General features: G+C 73.6%; 20 protein-coding genes and 1 tRNA gene. 9 read left to right on the top strand and 12 right to left on the bottom strand.

What is annotated here, in order from left to right:
• The first annotated feature begins 506 nt into the window (after positions 1–506).
• On the top strand, positions 507–1,133 hold the full coding sequence (locus tag GPA02_RS11865; protein WP_240134016.1) for an NAD-dependent epimerase/dehydratase family protein: 627 nt from the start codon (positions 507–509) through the stop codon (positions 1,131–1,133).
• 349 nt (positions 1,134–1,482) lie between these two features.
• Here GPA02_RS11865 and GPA02_RS11860 read toward each other — a convergent pair.
• Positions 1,483–1,555, bottom strand: a tRNA-Arg gene (locus GPA02_RS11860).
• Positions 1,556–1,664: 109 nt separating this feature from the next.
• Between GPA02_RS11860 and GPA02_RS11855 the strand changes: the two genes are divergently transcribed.
• The 5 genes from GPA02_RS11855 (at position 1,665) to GPA02_RS11835 (ending at position 7,951) form a co-directional block, all read left to right on the top strand.
• Positions 1,665–3,311, top strand: a complete 1,647-nt coding sequence (locus GPA02_RS11855; protein WP_156200260.1) for a P-loop NTPase family protein — start codon at positions 1,665–1,667, stop codon at positions 3,309–3,311.
• Positions 3,308–4,774, top strand: a complete 1,467-nt coding sequence (locus GPA02_RS11850; RefSeq protein WP_162457765.1) for a GTP-binding protein — start codon at positions 3,308–3,310, stop codon at positions 4,772–4,774. Before GPA02_RS11855 ends, GPA02_RS11850 begins: the two co-directional genes overlap by 4 nt.
• A 129-nt stretch (positions 4,775–4,903) precedes the next feature.
• On the top strand, positions 4,904–5,476 hold the full coding sequence (locus GPA02_RS11845) for a single-stranded DNA-binding protein (RefSeq protein WP_156200256.1): 573 nt from the start codon (positions 4,904–4,906) through the stop codon (positions 5,474–5,476).
• 116 nt (positions 5,477–5,592) lie between these two features.
• Entirely contained in the window at positions 5,593–7,275 is a 1,683-nt protein-coding gene (gene ettA / locus GPA02_RS11840; protein WP_156200254.1) for an energy-dependent translational throttle protein EttA, read from the top strand.
• Between the two features lie 13 nt (positions 7,276–7,288).
• Positions 7,289–7,951, top strand: a complete 663-nt coding sequence (locus tag GPA02_RS11835; protein ID WP_156200252.1) for a TOPRIM nucleotidyl transferase/hydrolase domain-containing protein — start codon at positions 7,289–7,291, stop codon at positions 7,949–7,951.
• Here GPA02_RS11835 and GPA02_RS11830 read toward each other — a convergent pair.
• The gene (locus tag GPA02_RS11830; RefSeq protein ID WP_156200250.1) at positions 7,914–8,798 is read right to left on the bottom strand and encodes an aldo/keto reductase; all 885 of its coding nucleotides are present in this window, start codon (positions 8,796–8,798) and stop codon (positions 7,914–7,916) included. The two genes, GPA02_RS11835 and GPA02_RS11830, sit on opposite strands and share 38 nt — an antisense overlap.
• A 56-nt stretch (positions 8,799–8,854) precedes the next feature.
• On the opposite strand from GPA02_RS11830, the gene GPA02_RS11825 reads away from it, so the two are divergent.
• The gene (locus tag GPA02_RS11825; protein WP_156200248.1) at positions 8,855–9,316 is read left to right on the top strand and encodes an acyl-CoA thioesterase; all 462 of its coding nucleotides are present in this window, start codon (positions 8,855–8,857) and stop codon (positions 9,314–9,316) included.
• Between the two features lie 36 nt (positions 9,317–9,352).
• Here GPA02_RS11825 and GPA02_RS11820 read toward each other — a convergent pair whose 3' ends face one another.
• The 8 genes from GPA02_RS11820 to GPA02_RS11785 are packed head-to-tail and all read right to left on the bottom strand — an operon-like array spanning position 9,353 to position 17,274.
• Positions 9,353–10,375, bottom strand: a complete 1,023-nt coding sequence (locus GPA02_RS11820) for a Gfo/Idh/MocA family protein (protein ID WP_162457764.1) — start codon at positions 10,373–10,375, stop codon at positions 9,353–9,355.
• Positions 10,372–11,268 carry an NAD(P)-dependent oxidoreductase gene (locus GPA02_RS19315; protein ID WP_240134015.1) on the bottom strand — a complete coding sequence of 299 codons (897 nt, stop codon included), beginning with the start codon at positions 11,266–11,268 and terminating at the stop codon, positions 10,372–10,374. Before GPA02_RS19315 ends, GPA02_RS11820 begins: the two co-directional genes overlap by 4 nt.
• A complete protein-coding gene (locus tag GPA02_RS19310) occupies positions 11,265–12,068 on the bottom strand; it encodes an SDR family NAD(P)-dependent oxidoreductase (protein WP_156200244.1) in 804 nt (267 codons plus the stop codon). The genes GPA02_RS19315 and GPA02_RS19310 overlap by 4 nt, the downstream gene beginning before the upstream one ends.
• Complete coding sequence (locus GPA02_RS11805) at positions 12,065–12,934, bottom strand: carbohydrate ABC transporter permease (RefSeq protein ID WP_162457762.1); 870 nt, start codon at positions 12,932–12,934, stop codon at positions 12,065–12,067. The genes GPA02_RS19310 and GPA02_RS11805 overlap by 4 nt, the downstream gene beginning before the upstream one ends.
• Positions 12,931–13,938 (bottom strand): carbohydrate ABC transporter permease, encoded by a 1,008-nt coding sequence (locus GPA02_RS11800; protein ID WP_156200242.1) that lies wholly within the window; start codon positions 13,936–13,938, stop codon positions 12,931–12,933. Before GPA02_RS11800 ends, GPA02_RS11805 begins: the two co-directional genes overlap by 4 nt.
• 56 nt (positions 13,939–13,994) lie before the next feature.
• Positions 13,995–15,341, bottom strand: coding sequence for an ABC transporter substrate-binding protein (locus GPA02_RS11795; RefSeq protein WP_156200240.1), 1,347 nt, complete (start codon positions 15,339–15,341; stop codon positions 13,995–13,997).
• An 8-nt stretch (positions 15,342–15,349) separates the two neighbouring features.
• Positions 15,350–16,165, bottom strand: a complete 816-nt coding sequence (locus GPA02_RS11790) for a sugar phosphate isomerase/epimerase family protein (protein WP_156200238.1) — start codon at positions 16,163–16,165, stop codon at positions 15,350–15,352.
• Positions 16,162–17,274 (bottom strand): Gfo/Idh/MocA family protein, encoded by a 1,113-nt coding sequence (locus GPA02_RS11785; RefSeq protein WP_156200237.1) that lies wholly within the window; start codon positions 17,272–17,274, stop codon positions 16,162–16,164. Before GPA02_RS11785 ends, GPA02_RS11790 begins: the two co-directional genes overlap by 4 nt.
• A gap of 86 nt (positions 17,275–17,360) precedes the next feature.
• Here GPA02_RS11785 and GPA02_RS11780 point away from each other — a divergent pair, with 86 nt between their 5' ends.
• Both GPA02_RS11780 and GPA02_RS19535 read left to right on the top strand, forming a co-directional pair.
• A complete protein-coding gene (locus GPA02_RS11780; RefSeq protein ID WP_240134014.1) occupies positions 17,361–18,524 on the top strand; it encodes a XylR family transcriptional regulator in 1,164 nt (387 codons plus the stop codon).
• A 40-nt stretch (positions 18,525–18,564) separates the two neighbouring features.
• On the top strand, positions 18,565–20,898 hold the full coding sequence (locus GPA02_RS19535) for an N-acetylmuramic acid 6-phosphate etherase (RefSeq protein ID WP_338027523.1): 2,334 nt from the start codon (positions 18,565–18,567) through the stop codon (positions 20,896–20,898).
• Positions 20,899–20,938: 40 nt separating this feature from the next.
• On the opposite strand, the gene GPA02_RS11765 is transcribed toward GPA02_RS19535, so the two are convergent.
• Both GPA02_RS11765 and GPA02_RS11760 read right to left on the bottom strand, forming a co-directional pair.
• Positions 20,939–21,823 (bottom strand): acyl-CoA thioesterase, encoded by an 885-nt coding sequence (locus tag GPA02_RS11765; RefSeq protein ID WP_156200233.1) that lies wholly within the window; start codon positions 21,821–21,823, stop codon positions 20,939–20,941.
• Entirely contained in the window at positions 21,820–22,236 is a 417-nt protein-coding gene (locus GPA02_RS11760) for a globin (protein ID WP_156200316.1), read from the bottom strand. Before GPA02_RS11760 ends, GPA02_RS11765 begins: the two co-directional genes overlap by 4 nt.
• Positions 22,237–22,357 lie beyond the last annotated feature (121 nt).

The following is a 22,357-nucleotide window of genomic DNA, read 5'->3' as shown; positions in this document are numbered from 1 at the left end:
GGGCGGCGGCGTGGGTCGCGGGGCGACCGGCCGCGGACTACTGGCGTCGGTACTCATCGAGCCCTCACCCCGCTCCGGTCGACGTGCGTCGCGGCGGCCGCCGGCGACGTGGCGACACTAGCAGCGGCGCGCCGTCTCACCCCGCGTGGCGGGAACCCGTCGCTCGATGGGTGCGACGCCACGCCGCGACGGGTTGGGCCGCCGTCGAGCGACGGGAGCGCGCCACCTTCCGCGGTCATGACGTCGCCGAGCCGCTGCGCGGCGACGGTCGCGATCATCGGCGAGGTCACGATCGACCGGCTCAGCCACCCGGTCCGGGCCTTCCCGACGTCCAGCGAGGGGTGACGACTCCTCGAGTCCGACCGGCGGCGCTGCGGCGCGACGGCAGCAGCGATCTCGGGGCTGGCGCTCCCGGGCCGCTGCGCCGGACAGGCCGGACCGGGGGTGCGTTCGTGGACGGTCGGGCCCGCGCCTCCGCGCCCGGGCGAGGCGCCTACCGTGGTGCCGTGACCACGCACGAGGACACCACCGACCGGGCCGGGCAGCCGCTGCGCATCCTCGTCGCAGGCGGCACCGGCGTCATCGGGAACCGCGTCGTGAGGCGACTCGCCGCAGCCGGCCACGTCGTCGCGGGCACGACGCGCAGCGAGGCCCGCGCCGGCCTCGTCGAGAAGGCAGGCGGCGAGCCCATCGTGTGCGACGTCTACGACGCCGCCGGGCTCACCGCCGCCGTCACCGCGTTCGCGCCGGACGTCGTCGTGCACCAGCTCACCGACCTGCCGGACAGCGCCGACGAGCTGCCGGCCCGCCGCGCCGGCAACGCCCGCATCCGCGTCGAGGGCACCCGCCACCTGCTCGACGCCGCAGCCGCCGCCGGCTGCCGCCGCATCCTCGCGCAGAGCGTCGCCTGGACGATGCCGCCGGGACCGGGTGCCGACGCCGTCCGCTGCCTCGAGGACGCCGTCCTCGGCGTCGGCGGCGTCGTGCTGCGGTACGGCCAGCTCTACGGGCCCGGCACCTTCTACCCGACCACGCCGCCCGACCACCCACGGGTCCACGTCGACACCGCCGCCGAGCGGACGGTCGAGCTGCTCGAGGCGCCTGGTGGGGTCGTGGAGGTGGTGGAGGGGTAGGGGGTCCACAACGCACCGGCATGTCAGGCCGCGTCGTCGCCGCTGCGGAGGCTTCATGGGATGCGCGGTCGGCGGCGCGGCCCTCGGTGGCCCCAGCGGCCGCGCGGTGCTCGTGCAGTGGACGCTTCCGCCCGGGTGCTGCGGACGCCAGCGCCCCCGGCAGGCGCCGCCGTCGGCGCCCGCTCGTGCCTCGCGGCCGCGCTCCGGCTCCCATCGTCCTCCCGGGGGCCGCTCGCTCCTTCGTCGCTCGCGCCCCCGGCAGGCGCCGCCGTCGGCGCCCGCTCGTGCCTCGCGGCCGCGCTCCGGCTCCCATCGTCCTCCCGGGGGCCGCTCGCTCCTTCGTCGCTCGCGCCCCCGGCAGGACTCGAACCTGCAACCATCAGCTTAGAAGGCTGGTGCTCTATCCATTGAGCTACGAGGGCATCGCAGGCGGCCCCGGCGGGGGTGACGCCGACCTCAAGACTACGGCGCCGAGGGGGTCCGCCCGCGCGTGCGTTGGTACCAACGGCCGGAAACCGGCAGGCTAGGGCCGTGAGCACGACGACGGACGACGCCGCGCAGGGGGCCGGGGACCTCCAGGGGCGCGCGGCGGCACCCTCCGGGCCCCCGCCCGTCCCCATGGTCGAGGTCGTCGAAGACCTCCTGCACGACGTCGAGAAGGCCCGGCTCACCCTCGACACACCCGACGCCGAGGACGCCCGCGCCCGGCGCACCCGCCTCGTGCTGCAGATCAGCAACCACCTGCTGCCGCGGCTGCGCGAGGTGTCCGCGCCCGCGATCGTCGTGCTCGGCGGGTCCACCGGCGCCGGCAAGTCGACGCTCGTGAACTCCGTCGTCAGCAGCGACGTCACACCCGCCGGCGTGCTGCGCCCCACCACCCGCGAGCCCGTCCTCGTCACCCACCCCAAGGACGCCGAGCTGCTCGCCGACCACCCGGTCCTGCAGATCGCCGAGCCCGTCCTCCACGAGGGCACCACCCGCGGGCTCGCGATCGTCGACGCGCCCGACCTCGACTCCGTGCACGCCGGCAACCGCGAGCTCGCCGACCAGCTCGTCGAGATGGCCGACATGTGGGTGTTCGTCACCACCGGCTCCCGGTACGGCGACGCCCTGCCCTGGCAGCGGCTGCGCGACGCCACCGAGCGCGGCATCTCGATCGCCGTCGTGCTCAACCGCGTCGAGCGCTCCGGCCTCGCCCAGATCCGCAACGACCTGTTCCAGCGCCTGCAGGAGCAGGGCCTGACGTCGGTGCCGTTCTTCGTCATCCCCGACGCCGGGCCGCTCGAGGGCATGCTCCCGCAGCAGCAGGTCGAGGCGTTCGCCCGCTTCCTCGGTGTCCTCGGCGCCGGCGCGCAGTCGCGCAGCGTCATCGCCCGCACCGTCCGCGGCGCCTGGCCCGCGCTGCGTGAGGACGTGCAGCTGCTCGCCGCCAACCTCGACACCCAGCGCCGCACCATGCTCGCGCTGCACGGCACCGCCCAGGCCGCCACCCGCGCCGCCGCCGCCCAGGCACGGGCCGACGTCAAGGCCGGCTCCGCCGCCACCGGCGCCCCCACCACCGCGTGGCTCGCCGGCGCCAGCTCCGGAGGTCCGCTGTCCTCGCTCGTCGGCGCCCCCAAGGGTTGGCTGCAGCGGCGCCGGCACCGCCGCTCCGCCGTCGGCCGCGCCGACGCCCTGCAGCGGCTGCGCGACACCAGCCTCGGCGAGCTGCGCACCCTGCTCGTCGACGCCGGCGCCTCCGCCGAGCGCTCGATCCGCGCGGCTCTCGCTGACACCCCGGCCGGCACCCAGCTCGCCGCGCTCGTCACCCCCGAGGTGACGACGACGGCCCGCAACGAGCGCCTCGACCTGCTGTTCCGCGAGTGGCAGGACGTCGTGGGGGAGCGCACGATCGAGCTCACCGCGTCCGAGCCGCTGTCCGGCATCGAGATCAGCCACCTCGTCGAGTCCGCCGCCGCCGGCGTCGACGGCGCCTCGCGTGCCGTGCAGCGGCTGCTCGGCGACGCCGGCACGGCCGCCGCCGCACGTATCCGCGACGACCTCGCCGAGTGGGCCGCGGCTGCCGTCGCCGCCGAGGCCGACGAGTTCCTCAAGGCCCTCGACGACATGGACGTCGACCCGTCCGACGCCGCGACCCGGCTACGGTTGCGAGCCAGCGAGCTGCGGGAGTACGTGTGACCGGTGAGGTGGGGCCCGAGCTGCGCGCTCGGGTGGAGGAGATCCGTGACGCCGTCGACCGGGCGGGCAGCCGTCTCGACCGCGAGGTGAGCGACCGCGCCCGCACCGACCTCGTGCGGGTCGTCGAGCGCCTCGAGCTCGGCGTCGACCACGCCGTCGTCGCGCTCGTCGGGGGGACCGGCTCCGGCAAGTCCTCGATGTTCAACGCCCTCACCCGGCTCGCGTTCGCCGACGTCGGCGTCATCCGGCCGACGACGTCGCAGGCCGCCGCGTGCGTGTGGGGCCCGCCGGCCGACACGCTGCTCGACTTCCTCCAGGTTGCGCGCGAGCGGCGCATCCTGCGCGAGTCCGCGCTCACCGGCGCCGACGAGGCCGACCTGCGCGGCCTCGTGCTGCTCGACCTGCCCGACCACGACTCGGTCGCGACCGGCCACGCCGAGCTCGTCAACCGGCTGCTGCCGCTCATCGACCTGCTGATCTGGGTCGTCGACCCGCAGAAGTACGCCGACAACGTGCTGCACGAGGGCTACCTGCGCGAGCTGCAGGACCGCCACGAGGCGATGCTCGTCGTCGTCAACCAGGTCGACACGCTCACCGAGGCCGGGCGCGCCGCGGTGCGCGACGACGTCGTGCGGCTGCTCGCCGAGGACGGCCTCGCCGACGTCCCGGTCGTGCTCGCCTCGGCCCGCACCGGCGACGGCGTGTCCGACGTCCGCGACCACCTGCGCGAGGTCATGCGCACCGAGTCGGTGGCGGCGCGCACCGCCCGCGACGAGATCGGCGCCGTCGCGCGCCGGGTCGCGACGGGTCTCGCGGAGCGCGAGCCCGACCTGCCCGAGGCCGGTCGGACCGCGGAGTCGCTCGCCGACGCCGCCGGGGTGCCCGCGGTCGCGCACGCCCTCGAGGCGGCGGTCGCCAGCCCCGGTCCCGTCGCGCTGAGCACCGTGCAGCGACCGGCGCGCAGCCGCGTTGACGCGATCCGGGAGGGCTGGCTCGCCACCGCGACCACGGGGCTGCCGCCGCGGTGGCGCGAGGCGGTCGGCAGCGCCGTCGCCGCCGCCGGCGACTTCCACGAGCACGTCACCGATGCCCTCGAGAGGGTCGCGCTGCCCGAGGGTCGCGACCGCACCGCCGCACGCATGCGGCTGATCGGGATGGTCGCCCTCGTGCTGGGTGCGGTGCTGGGCGTCGCGGGCGCGGTGGTGATGCTCGCCGTCGAGCGGACCCCCGGTCTGCTCCTGCTGGGCGGCGGCGTGCTCGTGCTGCTCGTCGGCGCGGTGCTGGTGCTGTCCGCACGGTCGCGGCGCCGTCGCACCGCGACCGAGCGTGCGCAGCGCTACCGGTCGGAGGTGGCGGGTGCGCTCGCTGCCGTCGTCACGGCCGACCTGGAGGAGCCGACGGCGGACGTCCTGGCCGACCACGCGGCCGTGCGTGCCGGTGTGCTCGGTTCGTCCACAGGCTGACGCTGCTGCACCGTCGTCCACAGCACCCCCTCGCGGGCGCTGCGCGCCGCCGCGGCCGCGCGCCAGCCTGAGCGCTCCGGCACGGTGCCGGCCCGACCACGACGTCGGGTGCGCGGAAGGAGCGAGACGATGGTGAGCGAGACCGAGGTGACCGTCCGTGGTCGGCTGGGCCACAACCCCGAGCTGCAGCAGGCGCCGGGCAAGAAGGCCTGGGTGCGGCTGCGGGTCGCGACGAACCGGCGGGTCCGCACGGCCGAGGGCTGGGCGGACGGTCCGACGTCCTGGTACGACGTCAAGGTCTGGGACGACTTCGCGACCAACGTCGCGATGAGCCTGCGCAAGGGCGACGCCGTCATCGTGCAGGGAGCGCTGCAGATCGAGGAGTACACGCACGGCTCCGGGGTCACGCTGCGCACCCCGGTGATCACCGCGCACGCGCTCGGGCCCGACCTGCGGCACGTGGTGGCGCACGTGCTCCGCGTCAACCGTGGCGCACCGGAGAGCGGGAACGGGGACGGCGCGGACGACGCCGGTGCGGGCACCGACCCGGGCTCCGGTGTGGCGCCGCGGGTGCGGCCGGAGGTGGACCTCAGCGGCATGCAGGAGCTCGACGACGAGACCGACCCCGACGGTGGCGGGGGCCCGGCCGACGGCTCCGACGAGGGCGAACCGGTGGCCGAGGAGGCGCTGACCGGGGTGTGAGCCCACCACCGCGGGCCGGACCACCACAGCGGTGGCCGGACGCTCGGAGCCCGAGGTGCCGGGTCGGACGTAGGCTAGGAGGCTGGTATCCGGCTCGACGACACCCTGGGAGAGCAGTGGCCGAGTACATCTACTCGATGGTTCGCGCGCGCAAGGCGCACGGTGACAAGGTCATCCTCGACGACGTCACCATGTCCTTCCTGCCCGGCGCGAAGATCGGCATGGTCGGCCCCAACGGCGCCGGCAAGTCGACGATCCTCAAGATCATGGCGGGGCTCGAGCAGCCCTCCAACGGCGAGGCCAGGCTGTCGCCCGGCTACTCGGTCGGCATCCTGCTGCAGGAGCCGCCGCTCGACGAGAGCAAGACCGTGCTGGGCAACGTCCAGGACGGCCTCGGCGACATCAAGCGCAAGCTCGACCGCTTCAACGAGATCGGCGAGCTCATGGCCGACCCCGAGGCGGACTACGACGCGCTGCTGGAGGAGATGGGCAAGCTCCAGGCCGACATCGACGCCGCCGACGCGTGGGACCTCGACTCCCAGCTCGAGCAGGCGATGGACGCGCTGCGCTGCCCGCCCGGCGACGAGCCCGTTACCAACCTCTCCGGGGGTGAGCGCCGCCGCGTCGCGCTCTGCAAGCTGCTGCTGCAGAAGCCCGACCTGCTGCTGCTCGACGAGCCCACCAACCACCTGGACGCCGAGAGCGTGCAGTGGCTCGAGCAGCACCTCGCGAAGTACCCGGGTGCCGTCATCGCCGTCACCCACGACCGGTACTTCCTCGACCACGTCGCCGGCTGGATCGCCGAGGTCGACCGCGGGCGGCTGTACCCCTACGAGGGCAACTACTCGACCTACCTGGAGAAGAAGCAGGAGCGCCTGCAGATCCAGGGCCGCAAGGACGCCAAGCTCGCCAAGCGGCTGGCGTCGGAGCTGGAGTGGGTGCGGCAGAACGCCAAGGGCCGCCAGACCAAGTCGAAGGCCCGTCTGGCCCGCTACGAGGAGATGGCGGCGGAGGCCGAGCGCACCCGCAAGCTCGACTTCGAGGAGATCCAGATCCCGCCGGGCCCGCGCCTGGGCTCGGTCGTCATCGAGGCGACCGACCTGCGCAAGGGCTTCGGCGATCGGCTCCTCATCGACGGGCTGTCGTTCACGCTGCCGCGCAACGGCATCGTCGGCGTCATCGGCCCGAACGGCGTCGGCAAGACCACGCTGTTCAAGACGATCGTCGGGCTGGAGCCGCTCGACGGCGGCGACCTCAAGATCGGCGAGACCGTCAAGATCTCCTACGTCGACCAGGGCCGCGAGAACATCGACCCGACGAAGACCCTGTGGGAGGTCGTCTCCGACGGGCTGGACTTCATCCAGGTCGGCAACGTCGAGATCCCCTCGCGCGCCTACGTCTCGCAGTTCGGGTTCAAGGGGCCGGACCAGCAGAAGCCGGCGGGCGTCCTCTCCGGTGGCGAGCGCAACCGCCTCAACCTGGCGCTGACGCTCAAGCAGGGCGGCAACCTGCTGCTCCTGGACGAGCCCACCAACGACCTCGACGTCGAGACCCTCGGGTCGCTCGAGAACGCGCTGCTCGATTTCCCGGGCTGCGCCGTCGTCGTCTCCCACGACCGCTGGTTCCTCGACCGTGTGGCGACGCACATGCTCGCCTACGAGGGCACCCCGGAGAACCCGGCGAGCTGGTACTGGTTCGAGGGCAACTTCGCCGCCTACGAGGAGAACAAGGTCGAGCGGCTCGGCCCCGACGCCGCCCGCCCGCACCGGGTCACCTACCGCAAGCTCACGCGGGACTGACACCCTCGGTGCCGTGACGCAGCCGCCGCCCGTCGCCGCGATCCTCGTCGAGGGTCGCAGCGACGAGGCGGCGGTCCGCGCCGCGGCGACCGTGCACGGGCTCGACCTCGACGCCGCGGGCGTGCTGGTCGTGCCGATCGGGGGAGCGATGGCGATCGGCCGCGCGCTCGCGCGGTACGGGCCCGGCGGCGAGGACCTCCGCCTCGCCGGGCTGGTCGACGTCGGCGAGGTGCGGCACACCTGCCGCGCCCTGTTCGGCGGGCTCGACCACGAGCCGTACCCGGGTGCGCTCGCCCGCTCCGGGTTCAACGTGTGCGACCGCGACCTGGAGGACGAGCTGATCCGGGCGCACGGCGTCGCGGGCGTGCAGGAGCTGCTGGCCGAGCACGGCGACCTCGACCGGTTCCGGCTCTTCCAGCACCAGCCGGCGCACCGCGAGGAGGAGCCTCACGACCAGCTGCACCGGTTCCTCGGGACCACCGCGGGGCGCAAGGTCAGCTACGGCGCCTGGCTCGTCGAGTCGCTGCCGCCCGCCGCCGTCCCGGCGCCGCTGACCGGCGTGCTGGAGGCGGCGCTCGGGGCGCCGGCCGGTGCACCGGGCTCACCCCTGGGGACCGGGGGCAGCGCCCCGGGCGCGCTCAGTCGCGGTCGAGGCGGGCGATCTCGTCGGCGCTGAGCTCGAGATCGGCCGCGGCGGCGGAGTCGGTGATCGACGACGCCCGCTTGGCGCCGGGGATCGGGATGACCACCGGCGCCTGCACGAGCTCCCACGCGAGCGCGACCTGCTGCGCGCTCACCCCGCGCGCGGTCGCGACCTCGGCGAACGCCGGGTGCTTGTCCGCGAGCGACTTCGCGTCGCCGAGCCCGCCGAGCGGGCTCCAGGCGAGGAACGCGAGGCCGAGCTCGTCGCAGACGTCGATCTCGGGCCGGCTGCTGCGGAACGCCGGGGAGAACTGGTTCTGCACGCTCACGAGGTGGTCGCCGAGCACCGCGTGGGCCGCACGGATCTGGTCGGGGTCGACGTTGGAGAGACCGACGGCGCGCACCTTGCCGGAGTCCGCGATCTCGCGCAGCACGCCGACCGTCTCCGACCAGTCCCGGCCGTCCTCGGGGCGGTGGTGCTGCCACAGCCACAGCTGCTCGACACCCAGCCGGCGCAGGCTGTCGTCGACCGCCTGCCGCAGGTGCTCGGGCGAGCTGTCGCGACCCCAGCCGCCGCCGTCGGTACGGGTGCAGCCGCCCTTGGTGGCGAGCCGCACCTGGTCGCGCACCCCGAGCTCGTCGAGCAGCGAGGCGACCAGCTTCTCGTTCTCGCCCTGGCAGGCGGCTCCGAGCTGCTCGCCCGGCCCGTAGGCGTCGGCGGTGTCCAGCAGCGTGACACCCGCGTCGAGCGCCGCGCGGACCGTGCCGAGCAGCTGCTCGCGCGGCTGCGGGCCGGTCTGGTCGAACGTCATGCAGCCGAGGCCGATCGCCCCCACCTCGTCGATGCCGACCGTGCCGTTGCCGATGCGTCGCGTGTGCATGCCTCGACCCTAGAGCCGATACCGTGCCATCGAGCCACGGACCACGAGGAGACAGCGTGAGCAGGATCAGCATCCCGATCCAGATCCGGTGGTCGGACATCGACGGCTACGGGCACGTCAACAACGCCGCGATGCTGACCCTGCTGGAGGAGGCGCGCATCGCGACCTTCTGGAACGCCGACCTGCCCGAGGGAGCCGCACGGCCCACGCAGACGCTCGTCGGCGGCCCCACCGCCGAGCACTTCACGCTCGTGGCGCGGCAGGAGGTCGAGTACCTGGCGCCGCTGCCGTTCAGCCAGCGCCCCGCACGCGTCGACCTGTGGGTCTCCCGCATCGGCGGCGCGAGCCTCGAGGTGAACTACGAGGTGTTCAGCCCCGACGACGTCCGGTGCGCGATCGCCGCGACGTCGATCGTCATGGTCGACGCCGCCAGCGGCCGCCCGCGCAAGCTCACCGCCGAGGAGCGGGCCGCGCTCGAGCCGCTGCTCGACGAGCCGCTGCGGTTCCGCCGCCGCTGAGCCCCGGGCCGCCGCCGCGGTGAAGGGGCCGCGGCCTCACGGTCGGTGCGGTGCGCCGTCGGCGGCCGCCGAGAGCCGTGCCGCCTCCAGCACGCGCACCACGTCGGCGGCCCCGCGCGGGTCCACGGGCGGTGCGGCGCCGTCGCGGACGGCGCGCGCCAGCTGGGCGTAGAAGTCGTCGCAGGCCTGCAGGGGAGCCAGCCCCGAGCGCACCTCGACCTCCTCGCCCCCACGCACCAGCCGGACGGCGTCGAAGTCGTTCACCACGATCGTGCCCCGCGAGCCCATCACGCTCCACTTCGGGAGGTCGACGTCGCACTCGCGGAACACCTCGACGCGGGACTCGACGCCGCCGCCCCAGACGAGCCGGATGTCGGCGTAGTGCTCCACCGCGTCCTCGGGGTAGCGGTGCATCGTCGCGGCGACCGTGCGCGGCAGCCCGCCGTGCAGCAGCAGCTGGTGATCGACGAGATGCGGTGCGATCAGCTGCGCCACACCGCCGCCGCCCTCGAGGGTGTGTGCCCACGCGGCGGGCTCGGTGCCGGCGTGCGCGCGATCCGTGCCGGCGACCGTGTACGGGCCGCGGTGCATCCGCCGCTCCTCGCAGCGCCACAGCTCGCCGATCTCGCCGGCGGCGACCATCTCGCGGATGATCTGGAACGACGGCTCCCACCGCCGGTTCTGGAACACCGTGAGCAGGCGCCCGTGCTCCTCGGCGGCCTGCTGCATCGCCTCGGCCTCCGCGACGGTCGCCGCCATCGGCTTCTCGACGACCACGTGCTTGCCGGCGGCGAGCGCGGCCAGCGTCATCGGGGCGTGCAGGTGGTGGGGCGTGGCGACGACGACGACCTCGACGGCGTCGTCGGCGACCAGGTCGCGCCAGTCGTCGTGGCCACGCGTGCCGAACCGGCGCGCCCCGGCCGCGGTGCGCTGCGGGCGGCGCGCGCTGACCGCGACGAGGTCGAAGTCCTCCGAGCGCTCCAGCGTGCCCTGCGCGTGGTAGTACCAGCCGCTGTTGCCGAGACCGATGACACCGATCCCGATCGGGCGGTGCGTCACCGCTCGCCCGCCGTGCCGGTGACCGGTCCCTGCGCGGCGACGCCGTCGCTCAGGTACCACTCTACGAGCGCGGTCTGGGTCCAGCGGGGGTCGCCCGCGGCGAGGACGTCTTCGAAGACCTCGCGCAGCGCAGCGGTGAACGGTGCGCGCGCCCCCACCTCCGCGGCCGTGCGCAGCAGGTAGCCCATGTCCTTGGAGTGCAGCGCCATCGTCCCCGAGGTGCCGTACTCGCGCCGTGCCATCCGCGGCAGCACGTTGGTGAGCATCTCCGACCGCGCACCGGTCCACGCGAGCGCCTCGGGCAACCGGTCGAGATCGACCCCGGCGTGCTCGGCGAAGCCCAGCGCCTCGCCGATCACACCCATGATCACGCCGTTCAGCATGTTCTGGACGAGCTTGACGTACTGCCCGTGCCCGTGCGGCCCCATGTGGAACGCGCGCACCGTGACCGCGTCGAGCCACGGCCGCACGCGCGCGACGTCCGCCGCCGGGCCTCCGACGAAGGAGACCAGCCCCTCCGGGCCGTAGCTGACCGGCGCGTCGAGGACCGCGACCCCGCGCTCGGCGCCCGCCGCCACCAGCGCGAGCGAGCGAGCCGGGAGGTTGGTGCTCATGTCCACGCAGATCTCGCCCGGCCGCACCAGGTGGAGCAGCCCTTGCTCCAGCAGCACCGCGTCGACGACATCGGCGTTCGGCAGCGACAGCACCAGGGTGTCGGCGACCGCGGCGACCTCGGTGGCCGTGCCGTGCACGTGGGCGCCCGCCCCGGCGGCGCGCTCGCGTGCTCCGGCGTCGATGTCGAACGCGTGCACATCGAGCCCGGCCGCCACCGCCGAGGCGACCAGGTCGCTCCCGACGTTGCCCAGCCCGATCAGTCCATAGGTCGTGCTCATCGGCTCGCTGCCCCTCCGCCGTCGACGGCGATCGTTGTCCCGGTGATGAAGCTGGCGTCGTCGCTGGCGGCGAAGACGATCGCGGCCGCGATCTCCTCCGGCTCGGCGAGCCTGCCCAGCAGGTTGGACGCCGCAGCCGCCCGCATCCGCTCCCGGGCGGCCTCGGGGTCGGCATGATCCTGCAGGTGCATCTCGGTGATCGTGCCACCGGGGGCGACGCCCACCACCCGCACCCCGTGACCGGCGAGCGCCGCGGCCATCGAGCGTGTCACCGAGACCAGTGCCGCCTTGGTGGCGTCGTAGATCCAGCGGCCCGCCCGGGAGCGGTAGGCCGCCTCCGAGGAGACGGTGACGACGACGCCACCTGCCGCGGTCAGGGCGGGGACCAGCTCGTGGACCAGCTGCGCCATGCCGCGCACGTTGACCGCGAACAGCAGGTCCCAGCCGGCCAGCCCGCGCTCGAGGAAGGGGTTCTCCTGCGACCCGTCGACATGCACCAGCCCGGCGCACCCCACCAGCCCGTGCAGTGCGGGGTGGGCGGCCGCGACGGCGGCGGCGGTCTCACCGACAGAAGTCTCCGACGCGAGGTCGAGCAGGAAGACGTCGACGCGACCTCCCGCTGCACGGACGGTCTCTGCCAGGGCCTCGCAGCCGTCGCGGTCGCGGTCGAGCAGCAGCACGTGGGCGCCCTCGGCCGCGAGCCGAGCCGCCGAGGCTCGCCCGATGCCGGAGGCTGCACCGGTGACGGCGACGGTGCGGCCGGAGAAGCGCTGGGGAGGAGGTGGGGCGGAGGGTGTCACTTGAGTCCTGTCGTCGAGATGCCGTCCAGCAGGAGGCGCTGGAAGGCGAGGAAGAAGCCGATGACCGGCAGCAGGGAGAGGAGCGACATCGCGAAGAGGCCGCCGTAGTTGGACGTGCCCGAGGCATCGACGAACAGCGCCAGCCCGATCGGCACGGTGTAGTTGCCCTGGCTGGTGAGGTAGATCAGCGGGTTGAGGAAGTCGTTCCACGACCAGATGAACGAGAACGCAGCGGTCGTGGCGAGCGCGGGCACGGCCAGCGGGACCATGATCTGACCGAAGATCCGTGCATGACCGCAGCCGTCGATCCGGGCCGCCTCGGCCAGGTCCTTGGGGATGAGGCGGAAGAACTGCACCAGCAGGAACACGAAGAAGGCCTCGGTCGCGAGGAACCGCGGCACGACCAGCGGCAGGAACGTGTCGACCCAGCCGAGAGAGTTGAACAGCAGGTACTGGGGGATGAGCAGCACGTGGTACGGGAGCATGATCGTGCCGATCATGAGCGCGAACCACACCCGTCGGCCAGGGAACCTCAGCCGCGCGAACGCATAGGCCGCCAGCGAGCACGAGAGCACGTTGCCGAGCACCGCCAGCGCGGAGATCACCAGCGAGTTGAGGAAGAACGTCCCGAAGCTGGTCTGGGCGACGCTGGTCCAGCCGTTGACGAAGTTCTCCAGCGTCGGGGTGGAGACCCACAGGCTGTCCTCGACGAGCACCTGCTCCGAGGGACGGAAGGCCGACGCCGTCATCCACAGCAGCGGGTAGGACATCACGAACGCGGCAGAGACCAGCCCGACGTGGATGAACGTGCGTTGCACCCGGTGGCTCACCTGGTGCGGCCGGTGGCGGGCGGCGACGGCGGTCATCGCTCCTCCCCATCTCCGTAGTGGACCCAGAAGCGGCCGCTGGCGAACACCGCGGCGGTGACGGCGGCGATCACGACGAGCAGCGCCCATGCCATCGCCGAGGCGTACCCGAACCGCAGCTCGGTGAAGGCGCGCTGGTAGAGCAGCAGCGTGTAGAACAGCGTGGAGCCCGCGGGGCCGCCGGTGCCGCCGCTGACCACGTAGACCTGTGTGAAGGCCTGGAACCCGCCGATCGTCGCCAGGATGCCGTTGAAGAGCACCACGGGCGAGATCGACGGCAGCGTGATGTACCAGTACCGCGCGCGTCGACCTGCGCCGTCGAGCGCCGCGGCCTCGTACAGCTCGGTCGGCACCTGTCGCAGCCCGGCGAGGAAGATGATCATCGGCGAGCCGAACGTCCAGACGTTGAGCACCATGATCGTGAAGAGCGCGGTGTCGGGGTTGCCGATCCAGCTGCGACCGTCAATGCCGACGACGCCCAGCACGGCGTTGACCAGCCCGGACTCACCCCACACGAAGCGCCAGAGCACCGCGATCGCGACGCTGCTGCCGAGCAGCGAGGGGATGTAGAACACGGTGCGGTAGATCCCGAGCGCCCGGATGCCCTTGTTGAGCAACGTCGCCACGGTGAGGGCGAAGACCAGCATCGCCGGCACCGAGAGCAGGACGTACAGCAGGGTGACGCGGACCGATCCCCAGTAGGCGGGGTCGACCGTGAACATGATCCGGTAGTTGTCCAGACCCACCCACTCCATCCGGCTGAAGGAGCCGGAGAAGTTGGTGAACGACAGTGCGAGCGAGCCGAGCATCGGCAGCGCCGTGATGCCGAAGAAGCCGAGCAGCCACGGTGACAGGAACAGGTACCCGGCCAGCGTGGCTCGTCTGGTCTCGGTCCAGCCCTGGTCGGGCCGTCGCTGGTGGCTCCCGCCACCGGCGACGGCGCCGGCGCCGGACCCGGCCGGACGACGCCGCCGCTGGTGGGCTCGTGCGGTGGTGACAGCCATGAGATGCCCCTTCTGGGGGTGGTGGGCACGCCGCGCGAGCTTGCCCACCACCTCGGTCAGAACCCGGAGAGCGCGGTCTCCACCTGGGTGATGAACGCGTCGGCTGCGGCGTCGGGCGCCGTCTGACCGAACATCACCTCTTCCCAGCTGGTCGTGAACTGGCCGACCAGCGCCTGGGTGCCGTCGGGCCAGATGTCGACGTAGCCGCCGGCGGCGAGGATCTCGTTGTAGAGGGCGATGCGCTCCTTGATCGAGTCCGCGACGTCGGCGGAGGCGAGCATCTCCTCGGCGACCGCGGTGGCCGGCGGCAGACCGGTCTGGGTCTGCAGGATGAACGCACCCTCCGAGGAGCTGATGAAGAAGTTGATGAACTCGGCGGCGGCGGCGACGTTGGTGCAGTTCTCCGAGATGGCCCAGGAGTTGGCGCCCACCACCTGGGGCTTGCCGCCCGTGGGGGCCAGCGCCATCGAGACCGCGCCCAATCCGTTCTGGTCGAGCGTGATCTGCATGTCGGAGGCGTTGTTGTCACCGGTCGCGCTGACCAGCGTCAGCCCGACCGCCATCATGCTCTCGGAGGTCGGCACGCCGGCGAACTCGGCTGCGATCTCCGGCGGCGGCGTGGCGCCCGACTCGATCGCCCCGAGCCAGAGCTCGTACCACGCGACGAGCGTCTCCTTGCTGAAGCCGGCGGCGTCGTCGGCGAAGAGGTCCTCGCCCTGGCTGAGCGCCCACATCTGGAACTGTGTGATGCTGCCGCCCTGGGAGGCCAGCGCGAAGGAGTCGCCGAGGTCGGGCTGGGCGGCGATCGCCCAGTCGACGTAGCCGCTCCAGTCGTTGCCGGCGTCGGGGGCCTCGACACCGGCGCTCTCCAGCGCGGGCAGGTTGAGCACGGCACCCTCGTACCAGATCCCGTAGGGGATGGAGTAGATGTGGCCGTCGGCGTTGCGGTTGCTCTCCACGACCTCCTCCGGGATGCCGGAGACGTCGATGGTGCCGTCCTCGATCAGACCTTCCAGCGGCATCAGGGAGCCGCGGTCCTCGTAGCGGGTCTGGTAGCGGGACTGCATCGCGGGCACGCACGGCAGGTTGTTCGCCGAGGCCTGCACCGACAGCCGGTCCCAGTGCCCGTCGAACGTCGTGGGCTGGGTCTCGATCACCAGGTCAGGGTTCTGGCCGCCGAAGATGTCCACGACCTCCTGGACAGCGGCGTTGCGGGCGTCGGACCCGTACCACGCGATCGTCAGCGGGCCCTCTGCGGAGAGCTCGTCACCGCCGGGGGCGTCGCCCTCGTCGCCGCCGCACGCGGCGACGACGAGGCCGACTGCCAGGGCGGCGACGGGCGCCGCCGCATAGCGGCGCCGGGGGCGGGAAGGACGCGCGGCGACTCTGCCTGCGTAGGACATGGTTCTCCTTAGTGCTCGTGCGAGGGTTGCGGCGAGAGGTGGCGGGACGCGATCCGCACGCCCGCCTGGAGGTCGGCGATCACGGTCGCCCGGTCGACGAGCGGCAGCTCGACGACGACGTACCCGCCGAACGCGGGTGTGATCGCTTGGGCGAGGACGGCGTCGAAGTCGACGACGCCCTCGCCGAACCGGACGAAGCGGCCAGGGCCGGGTCCGGTGCAGTCCTTGAGGTCGATGTGCACGACGCGGTCGGCGAACTCGCGCGCGACCGCGGCCGGGTCGTGGCCGGAGGCGACGAAGTGCCCGGTGTCCAGGCACATCCCGACGGCGCCCGAGGGCACCTCCTCGAAGATCCGCCGGTAGTCCTCGGGGTGCTCGAGGACGTTGCCGACGTGGTTCTCCACCGCGATGGTGAGACCGTGCTGCTCGGCGACCGGGACGACGTGGCCCAGCAGCTCGATGACGGCCGCGAGCCCGCCGCGGGTGTCCCGGCGAGCGCCGGTGGCCTTGATGACGTCGACACCGAGGCGATGGGCGACCTCGAACAGCCACAGCCAGCGCGCGACCTCGCGCGCCAGGTCGGCGCTCTCGGGTCCGGGGTCGAACGGCGAGACCTGCAGCGTGGCGGGGCGCAGCCCGGCGTGCCGGCAGCGGCCGAGCAGGCCGTCGACACCTGCCGGGGTCAGGTTCCGCCCGTACCACGCGTTGATCTCGAGGTCGCGCACGCCGAGCCGGGGTGCGAGCTCGAAGGTGGGGACGAAGTCCTCGTCGCCGAAGCCGTCGAAGCAGATCGTCGCGACCGACAGCGTCGCGCCGCGGGTCATGACCCTGCTCCGGTGAAGTCGGGGATGCGGACGCGCGCGCCGTCCGCCATCGCCGACTCGTGGGCGCAGATGCCCACCGCGGTCCAGTTCGCGGCCGTCTCCGCGTCGATGGCCGGCGCGCGGTGCTCGACGATGCTCCTGAGGAACTCGTGCGCCAGGTGCGGGTGGGAGCCGCCGTGGCCGGCACCCTGCACGAAGGAGAGATGCTCGTTGTCGTCGCCGTAGACACCGCGGGTGGTGAACGGGGCGATCTCAGCGGGCAGCCGGTCGGCGAAGTCGCGCACCTCGATGCGCTGCGGCTGCTCGCCCACGTGCAGCACGTGACCGGCGCCCTGGGTCTGCTCCCACTCGAACGTCGCGCGGTCGCCGAAGACCGTGAAGCTCTCGACGTACTCGCGCGCGGTCTCGAAGAGCGAACGGGCCACCTCGGCGTGCACGATGCCGTCACGCGTGGTGATCAACGCCGTCTCGACCGCGAACGGCGAGCCGTAGCGCGCGCTCAGGTCCTCGGAGATGCGGCCCGACCCGAGGCAGACCACGCTCTCGGCCAGCGAGCCCGCCAGCGCCAGCACGGGGCTCACCGCGTGCGTGGCGTAGTGCATCGGCGGCAGCCCCTCCCAGTAGCCGGGCCAGCCGGCCATCTCCTGGTGATGGGCGCCGCGCAGGAACTGGATGCGGCCGATGGTCCCGTCCGCCACGAGCGACTGCACGTGCAGGAACTCGCGGGAGTAGACGACGGTCTCCATCATCATGTAGTTGCGGCCGGAGCGCCGTGCGGCGGTCACGACGGCCTCGATCTCCTCCAGCGTCGTCGCCATCGGCACCGTGCAGGCGACGTGCTTGCCCGCCTCCAGAGCGGCGATCGACTGCGCCGCGTGGTCCGGGATCGGGGTGTTGATGTGGACGGCGTCGATCTCCGGGTCGGCGAGGAGGTCGGTGATGTCGGTGTAGCGGCGCGGCACCCCGAACTGCTCGGCGGTGCGGTCCAGCGCCGACCGGGTGCGCTGGCACACCGCGAGCATCTCCGCGTCGGGATGTGCCTGGTAGATGGGGATGAACTCGGCACCGAAGCCGAGGCCGACGACGCCCACCCGGACCTTCTCAGTCATCTATGACCTCCTCCGTCCCGACGAATCTAGGAAGGTGGCGGTCGTCGAACCATGCGTTATCCAGCATGGTTCATAAGATCTATGACGTGCCCCTCGACCGCCCCGCCCGCCACGTCGCACTCCTCGTCGAGACGTCGAACGCGTACGCACGCGGCCTGCTCGGTGGCATCCACGCCTACGTGCGCGAGCACCCCGGGTGGGCGCTGTACGTCGCTGAGCACAGCCGTCACGAGACCGACTTCTCGTGGCTCGACGGGTGGCACGGTCACGGTCTGATCGCGCGTGTGGAGACCTCGGAGACCGCAGCGCTGGTGAGGCGGCTCGGACTGCCGACCGTCGATCTCTCGGCGGCGCGCCTGGTGCCCGAGCTCCCCGGGGTGGAGACCGACGACGACGCGATCGCCCGGCTCGCCGTCGAGCACCTCGCGGACCGAGGGCTGCGCCACTTCGCCTTCTGCGGTGACGAGCGCTTCGAGTGGTCACGCACGCGGGGCGAGCGCTTCCTCCACCACGTGCAGGCCAGAGGGCACGGGGCGCAGATGTTCGCGATGCAGCGCTCGGGTATGCGCTCGCGCGACCGGCAGCGCCTCGCGGAGTGGCTGCAGGGGTTGCCGAAACCGGTCGGCGTGCTCGCGTGCTATGACATCGCCGGCCAGGAGGTCCTCGAGGCGTGCACGATCGCAGGCATCCCCGTGCCCGACGCGGTCGCGGTGCTCGGCGTGGACAACGACGACCTGATCGGCACCCTGACCTCCCCGCCGCTGTCGAGCATCGAGCCCGACACCCGACGCACCGGTTACCTGGCAGCGCAGATGCTCGACAGGCTGATGGCCGGGGAGGCCGTGCCGCCGGGGCTGCGCCACATCCCGCCGGTCCGCGTCGTGCCGCGGCAGTCCTCGGAGATCCTCTCGGTCGAGGACTCGCAGGTCGTGGCCGCGCTGCGGTTCATCCGCGACCGCGGCCTGCGGGAAATCAGGGTCGACGACGTGCTGAGGCACGTCGGGTCGTCCCGGCGCGCGCTGGACCTGCGCTTCGTCAAGCACCTCGGCCGCACGGTCCACGCCGAGATCACGCGGGTCCGCATGGCGCACGTCGCCGACCTGCTCGCGACGACCGACCTGACGCTGCCGCAGGTGGCGGAACGGCTCGGGTTCAAGCACAGCGAGTACATGAGCGTGGCGTTCAAGCGTGCCACCGGACGTGCGCCCGGCCAGTACCGCCGTGACGTCCGGGGCGTGACCTCGCGGTGAGCCGCACGCCTGGCCCGCAGAAGCGTGTTGACTGTGCCTCGTGACCGACACCGACCTCCTGCGCGCCGTCCACGGCGTGCTGCTCGCCGCCTTCGACGGCACCGACGTGCCCGCCTGGATCCGTGACGCCGAGGGCCTCGGCGGGGTGTGCCTGTTCGGGACCAACACCCCCGACGCCGCCACGACCGCCCGGCTGGTGGCCGACCTGCGCGCGGCCCACCCCGACCTCGTCGTGACGCTCGACGAGGAGGGCGGCGACGTCACACGCATCGAGGCGGCCACCGGCTCGGCGCTGCCGGGCGCGAGCGCGTTCGGCACCGTCGACGACGTCGACCTCACCCGGCGAGCCGGTCGCGCCCTCGGCGACCTGCTGCGGGCCTGCGACATCGACCTCACGCTCGCGCCGGTCGTCGACGTCGCCTCCGACCCGGACAACGTCGTGCTCGGGTCGCGTGCGATCGGGTCCGAGCCCGACGTCGTCGCCCGGCACGGCGCCGCGCTCCTCGCCGGCCTGCACGAGGCCGGCGTGGGCGGCTGTGCCAAGCACGCCCCCGGGCACGGGGACACCGCGGTCGACTCCCACCTCGGCGTGCCGGTGCTCGACGTCGATCTCGCCACGCTGCAGGCGCGCGACCTCGCGCCCTTCCGTGCCCTCGCGGACGCCGGGGTGGACGCGATCATGCTCGCCCACCTCGTGGTGCCGGCCCTGGGGGACGGGCTGACCTCGCTGCAGCCGGCCACGACGCGGCTGCTGCGCGAGGCCGGGTTCACGGGAGCGGTCCTCACCGACGCCCTCGACATGGGCGCCGTCCTGGAGCGCACCGGCGACATCGGCGAGGCCGCCGTGCAGGCGCTGCTCGCCGGCGCCGACCTGCTCTGCCTCGGCTCGCCGGCCCACGTCGACGAGGGCACGTTCCGTCACGTCGTCGCCACGCTCGCCGCCGCGGTCGAGAGCGGTCGGCTGCCGCGCGAGCGGCTCACCGAGGCCGCGACCCGGGTCGCCCGGCTCCGTCGTCGGCACGAGGGCCCGGTCCCGACCCTCGACGGCGCGCTCGCCGCGCTCGCCGAGGTCGGCGCCGAGGCGGCCCGGCGCGCGTCCGAGGCACGCGGCGACGTCACGCTGCGACCCGGCGACGGGCTGCTGGACCTGCGCTTCCGCGCCGCCTACGCCGCCAGCTCCACGCACGACGTCGCGCCGCGCGTGCTGACCGAGCGGCTCGGTCTCGTCGCGGGCGAGCCCGCGGGGCGCCGGCTCGCCGTCCTCACCAAGGACCGCAGCCCCGAGGTCGCCGAGCTGCTCGCGCGGCGCCCCGACGCCGTCGTCGTGCACGTCGGCTTCCCGACCGCCGCACCCGAGGCCGCCAACCGGGTGCTCGTGCACGGCGCCGGGCGCGCCAGCGCGGAGGAGGCGGCTCGCCGCTGCGCGCCGCGCGAGGACTGGCGCGACCTGGTCGGCCTGCAGGCGCCGACCGAGGAGCGCAACCCGCGCAGCCTCGAGCTCGACACCCTCGACTCGGCAGGCGTCGTCGCCACCGTGCTCGCCGAGGACGCGACCGTCGCCGCAGCGGTCGCCGCGCAGGCCGACGCGCTCGCGCGGCTGGTCGACGCCGGTGTCGCCGCGCTCGCCGCCGGCGGCCGCGTGCACTACGTCGGCGCGGGCACCTCCGGCCGGCTGGGGGCGCTCGACGCCGCCGAGCTGCTGCCGACCTACGGCGTCGGGACCGAGGGGTTCGTCGCCCACCTCGCGGGCGGCCCAGCGGCGATGCTGCGGGCCGTCGAGGGCGCCGAGGACGACAGCGAGGCCGGTGCCGCCGCCGTCGCGGGCGTCGGTCCGCGCGACCTCGTCGTCGGGGTGGCTGCGAGCGGCCGCACGCCGTTCGTCGGCGGCGCGCTCGCCGCCGCCCGCGCAGCAGGCGCCGCGACCGGGTTGATCTCGAACAACCCGCACGCGACCCTCGCTACCGAGGTCGACGTCGCGGTGCTGCTCGACACCGGGCCCGAGGTCGTCACCGGGTCGACGCGGATGAAGGCCGGCACCGCCACCAAGATGGCGATCAACGCGTTCTCGACGGCGGTGATGGTGCGCCTCGGCAAGACCTACGGCAACCTCATGGTCGACGTCGCCCCGACCAACGACAAGCTGCGGGCCCGCTGCGTGCGGATGCTGGTGCAGGCGACCGGCACCGAGGTCGCCGACGCCGCGGCCGCGCTCGCCGAGGCCGGCGACATCCGCACGGCGCTGGTCATGCTCGCCGCGGACGCGCCGCTCGGCGTCGCGCGCGAGGCCGTCGCGGCGCACCCGCCCGACCCGGCACGCGCCGGCGACCCCGGCGGGCTGCGCCCCGCGATCGCGGCGGCGCGCGCCGGCGCCTAGGGCCCCTGGCGCCCAGCCCGGAGCCCCTGGCCCAAAGCCCCTAGCCCTCTGCGGGCAGGCGCAGCATGCCCTCCTGCGCCATCGTCGCGACGAGCCGGCCGTCGGAGGAGAACACCTTGGCGACGCCGAGCCCGCGGCCGCCCTGCGCGGTCGGCGACTCCTGCACGTAGAGCAGCCAGTCGTCGAGCCGGAGGTCGCGGTGCCACCACATCGCGTGGTCGAGCGAGGCGATGCTGATGCCGCGGCTGCGCCAGGACACGCCGTGGGCGCGCAGCGCGGGCTCGAGCATCACCTGGTCGCACGCGAACGCCAGCACGGCCCGCTGCGCGGGCTGGCCGCCGGGGATCGGGGCGCGCGCACGCATCCACAGCGCCTGCGCCGGCTCGGCGTCGGGCGCGGGCCCGACGAACAGCGAGCCGTTGACGTGACGGATGTCGAAGGCGCCGTTGCGGTGCAGGAACCGGGCGGTCGGGTCGTCGAGCGAGCCGAACAGCTCCACCGAGCTCGGCAGCTCCTCGGGACCGGGCACGTCCGGCATCCGCTCGGTGTGCTCGACGCCGTCCTGCACCTCCTGGAACGAGGCGATCATCGACAGGATCGGCATGCCCCTCTGCAGCGCGTGCGTGCGGCGCGCGCTGAACGAGCCGCCGTCACGCAGCCGCTCGACGGCGAACGTGATCGGCTCGTCGAGGTCGCCGGGCCGCAGGAAGTACCCGTGCAACGAGTGGACCAGCCGGCGCGCGAGGTCGCCCTCGAGCGTGCGCTGCGCCGCCACCACGGCCTGCGCGAGCACCTGGCCGCCGTAGACCCGGCCGTGCAGCTGCGGCAACGAGTCGCCCACGAAGGTGTCCTCGCCCGCCTCGCGCAGGTCGAGCACGTCGAGGACGGCCGCGAGCGACGGCACCTCCTCGTGGGCCTGCGTCATGCCCCGGGCTCCTCGAAGGTGTTCACCAGCGAGTGCGCCGCGCGCTCGAGGTAGTCCCACAGCGTCGCCTGGTGCATCGGTGCGAGCCCGGCGTCCTCGACCGCGACCCGCATGTGCGCCAGCCACCGGTCCCGCGCGGCGGGGCCCACCGGGTAGGGCGCGTGACGCATCCGCAGCCGCGGGTGCCCGCGCTGCTCGGAGTACGTGGTCGGGCCGCCCCAGTACTGCTCGAGGAACATCCGCAGCCGGTCCTCGGCGAGCCCGAGGTCCTCCTCGGGGTACATCGGGCGCAGCAGGTCGTCGGTGGCGACCAGCTCGTAGAACCGGTGCACGATCCTGCGGAAGGTCGCCTCGCCGCCGATCGCGTCGTAGAAGGAAGCGGCGCGCGCCTGCGTCGCGCCGGCGGCCCGCAGCGGGATCGCCGCGCCGGCCGGGGTGGGCTCGGAGGGTGTTGCCGTCACGGCAGCAGCCTAGATCTTCCGACGGCGCCACCCGCGCGCTCGCCCCTTCCGGACCGGGCTGCGTAGACTGGTG

This window comes from Actinotalea caeni, from assembly GCF_009733795.1.
In the GTDB taxonomy this organism is placed as follows: domain Bacteria; phylum Actinomycetota; class Actinomycetes; order Actinomycetales; family Beutenbergiaceae; genus Pseudactinotalea; species Pseudactinotalea caeni.
This window is presented reverse-complemented; position numbering and strand designations above follow the sequence as displayed.

Coding starts and splice junctions, on each gene's coding strand:
- GPA02_RS11795 (WP_156200240.1), bottom strand. CDS start 15,341: ATGTCCTACGCAGGCAGAGTCGCCGCGCGTCCTTCCCGCCCCCGGCGC.
- GPA02_RS11845 (WP_156200256.1), top strand. CDS start 4,904: ATGGTGAGCGAGACCGAGGTGACCGTCCGTGGTCGGCTGGGCCACAAC.
- GPA02_RS11765 (WP_156200233.1), bottom strand. CDS start 21,823: ATGACGCAGGCCCACGAGGAGGTGCCGTCGCTCGCGGCCGTCCTCGAC.
- GPA02_RS11790 (WP_156200238.1), bottom strand. CDS start 16,165: ATGACCCGCGGCGCGACGCTGTCGGTCGCGACGATCTGCTTCGACGGC.
- GPA02_RS11785 (WP_156200237.1), bottom strand. CDS start 17,274: ATGACTGAGAAGGTCCGGGTGGGCGTCGTCGGCCTCGGCTTCGGTGCC.
- GPA02_RS11830 (WP_156200250.1), bottom strand. CDS start 8,798: ATGCACACGCGACGCATCGGCAACGGCACGGTCGGCATCGACGAGGTG.
- GPA02_RS11805 (WP_162457762.1), bottom strand. CDS start 12,934: ATGACCGCCGTCGCCGCCCGCCACCGGCCGCACCAGGTGAGCCACCGG.
- GPA02_RS19315 (WP_240134015.1), bottom strand. CDS start 11,268: ATGAGCACGACCTATGGACTGATCGGGCTGGGCAACGTCGGGAGCGAC.
- GPA02_RS11800 (WP_156200242.1), bottom strand. CDS start 13,938: ATGGCTGTCACCACCGCACGAGCCCACCAGCGGCGGCGTCGTCCGGCC.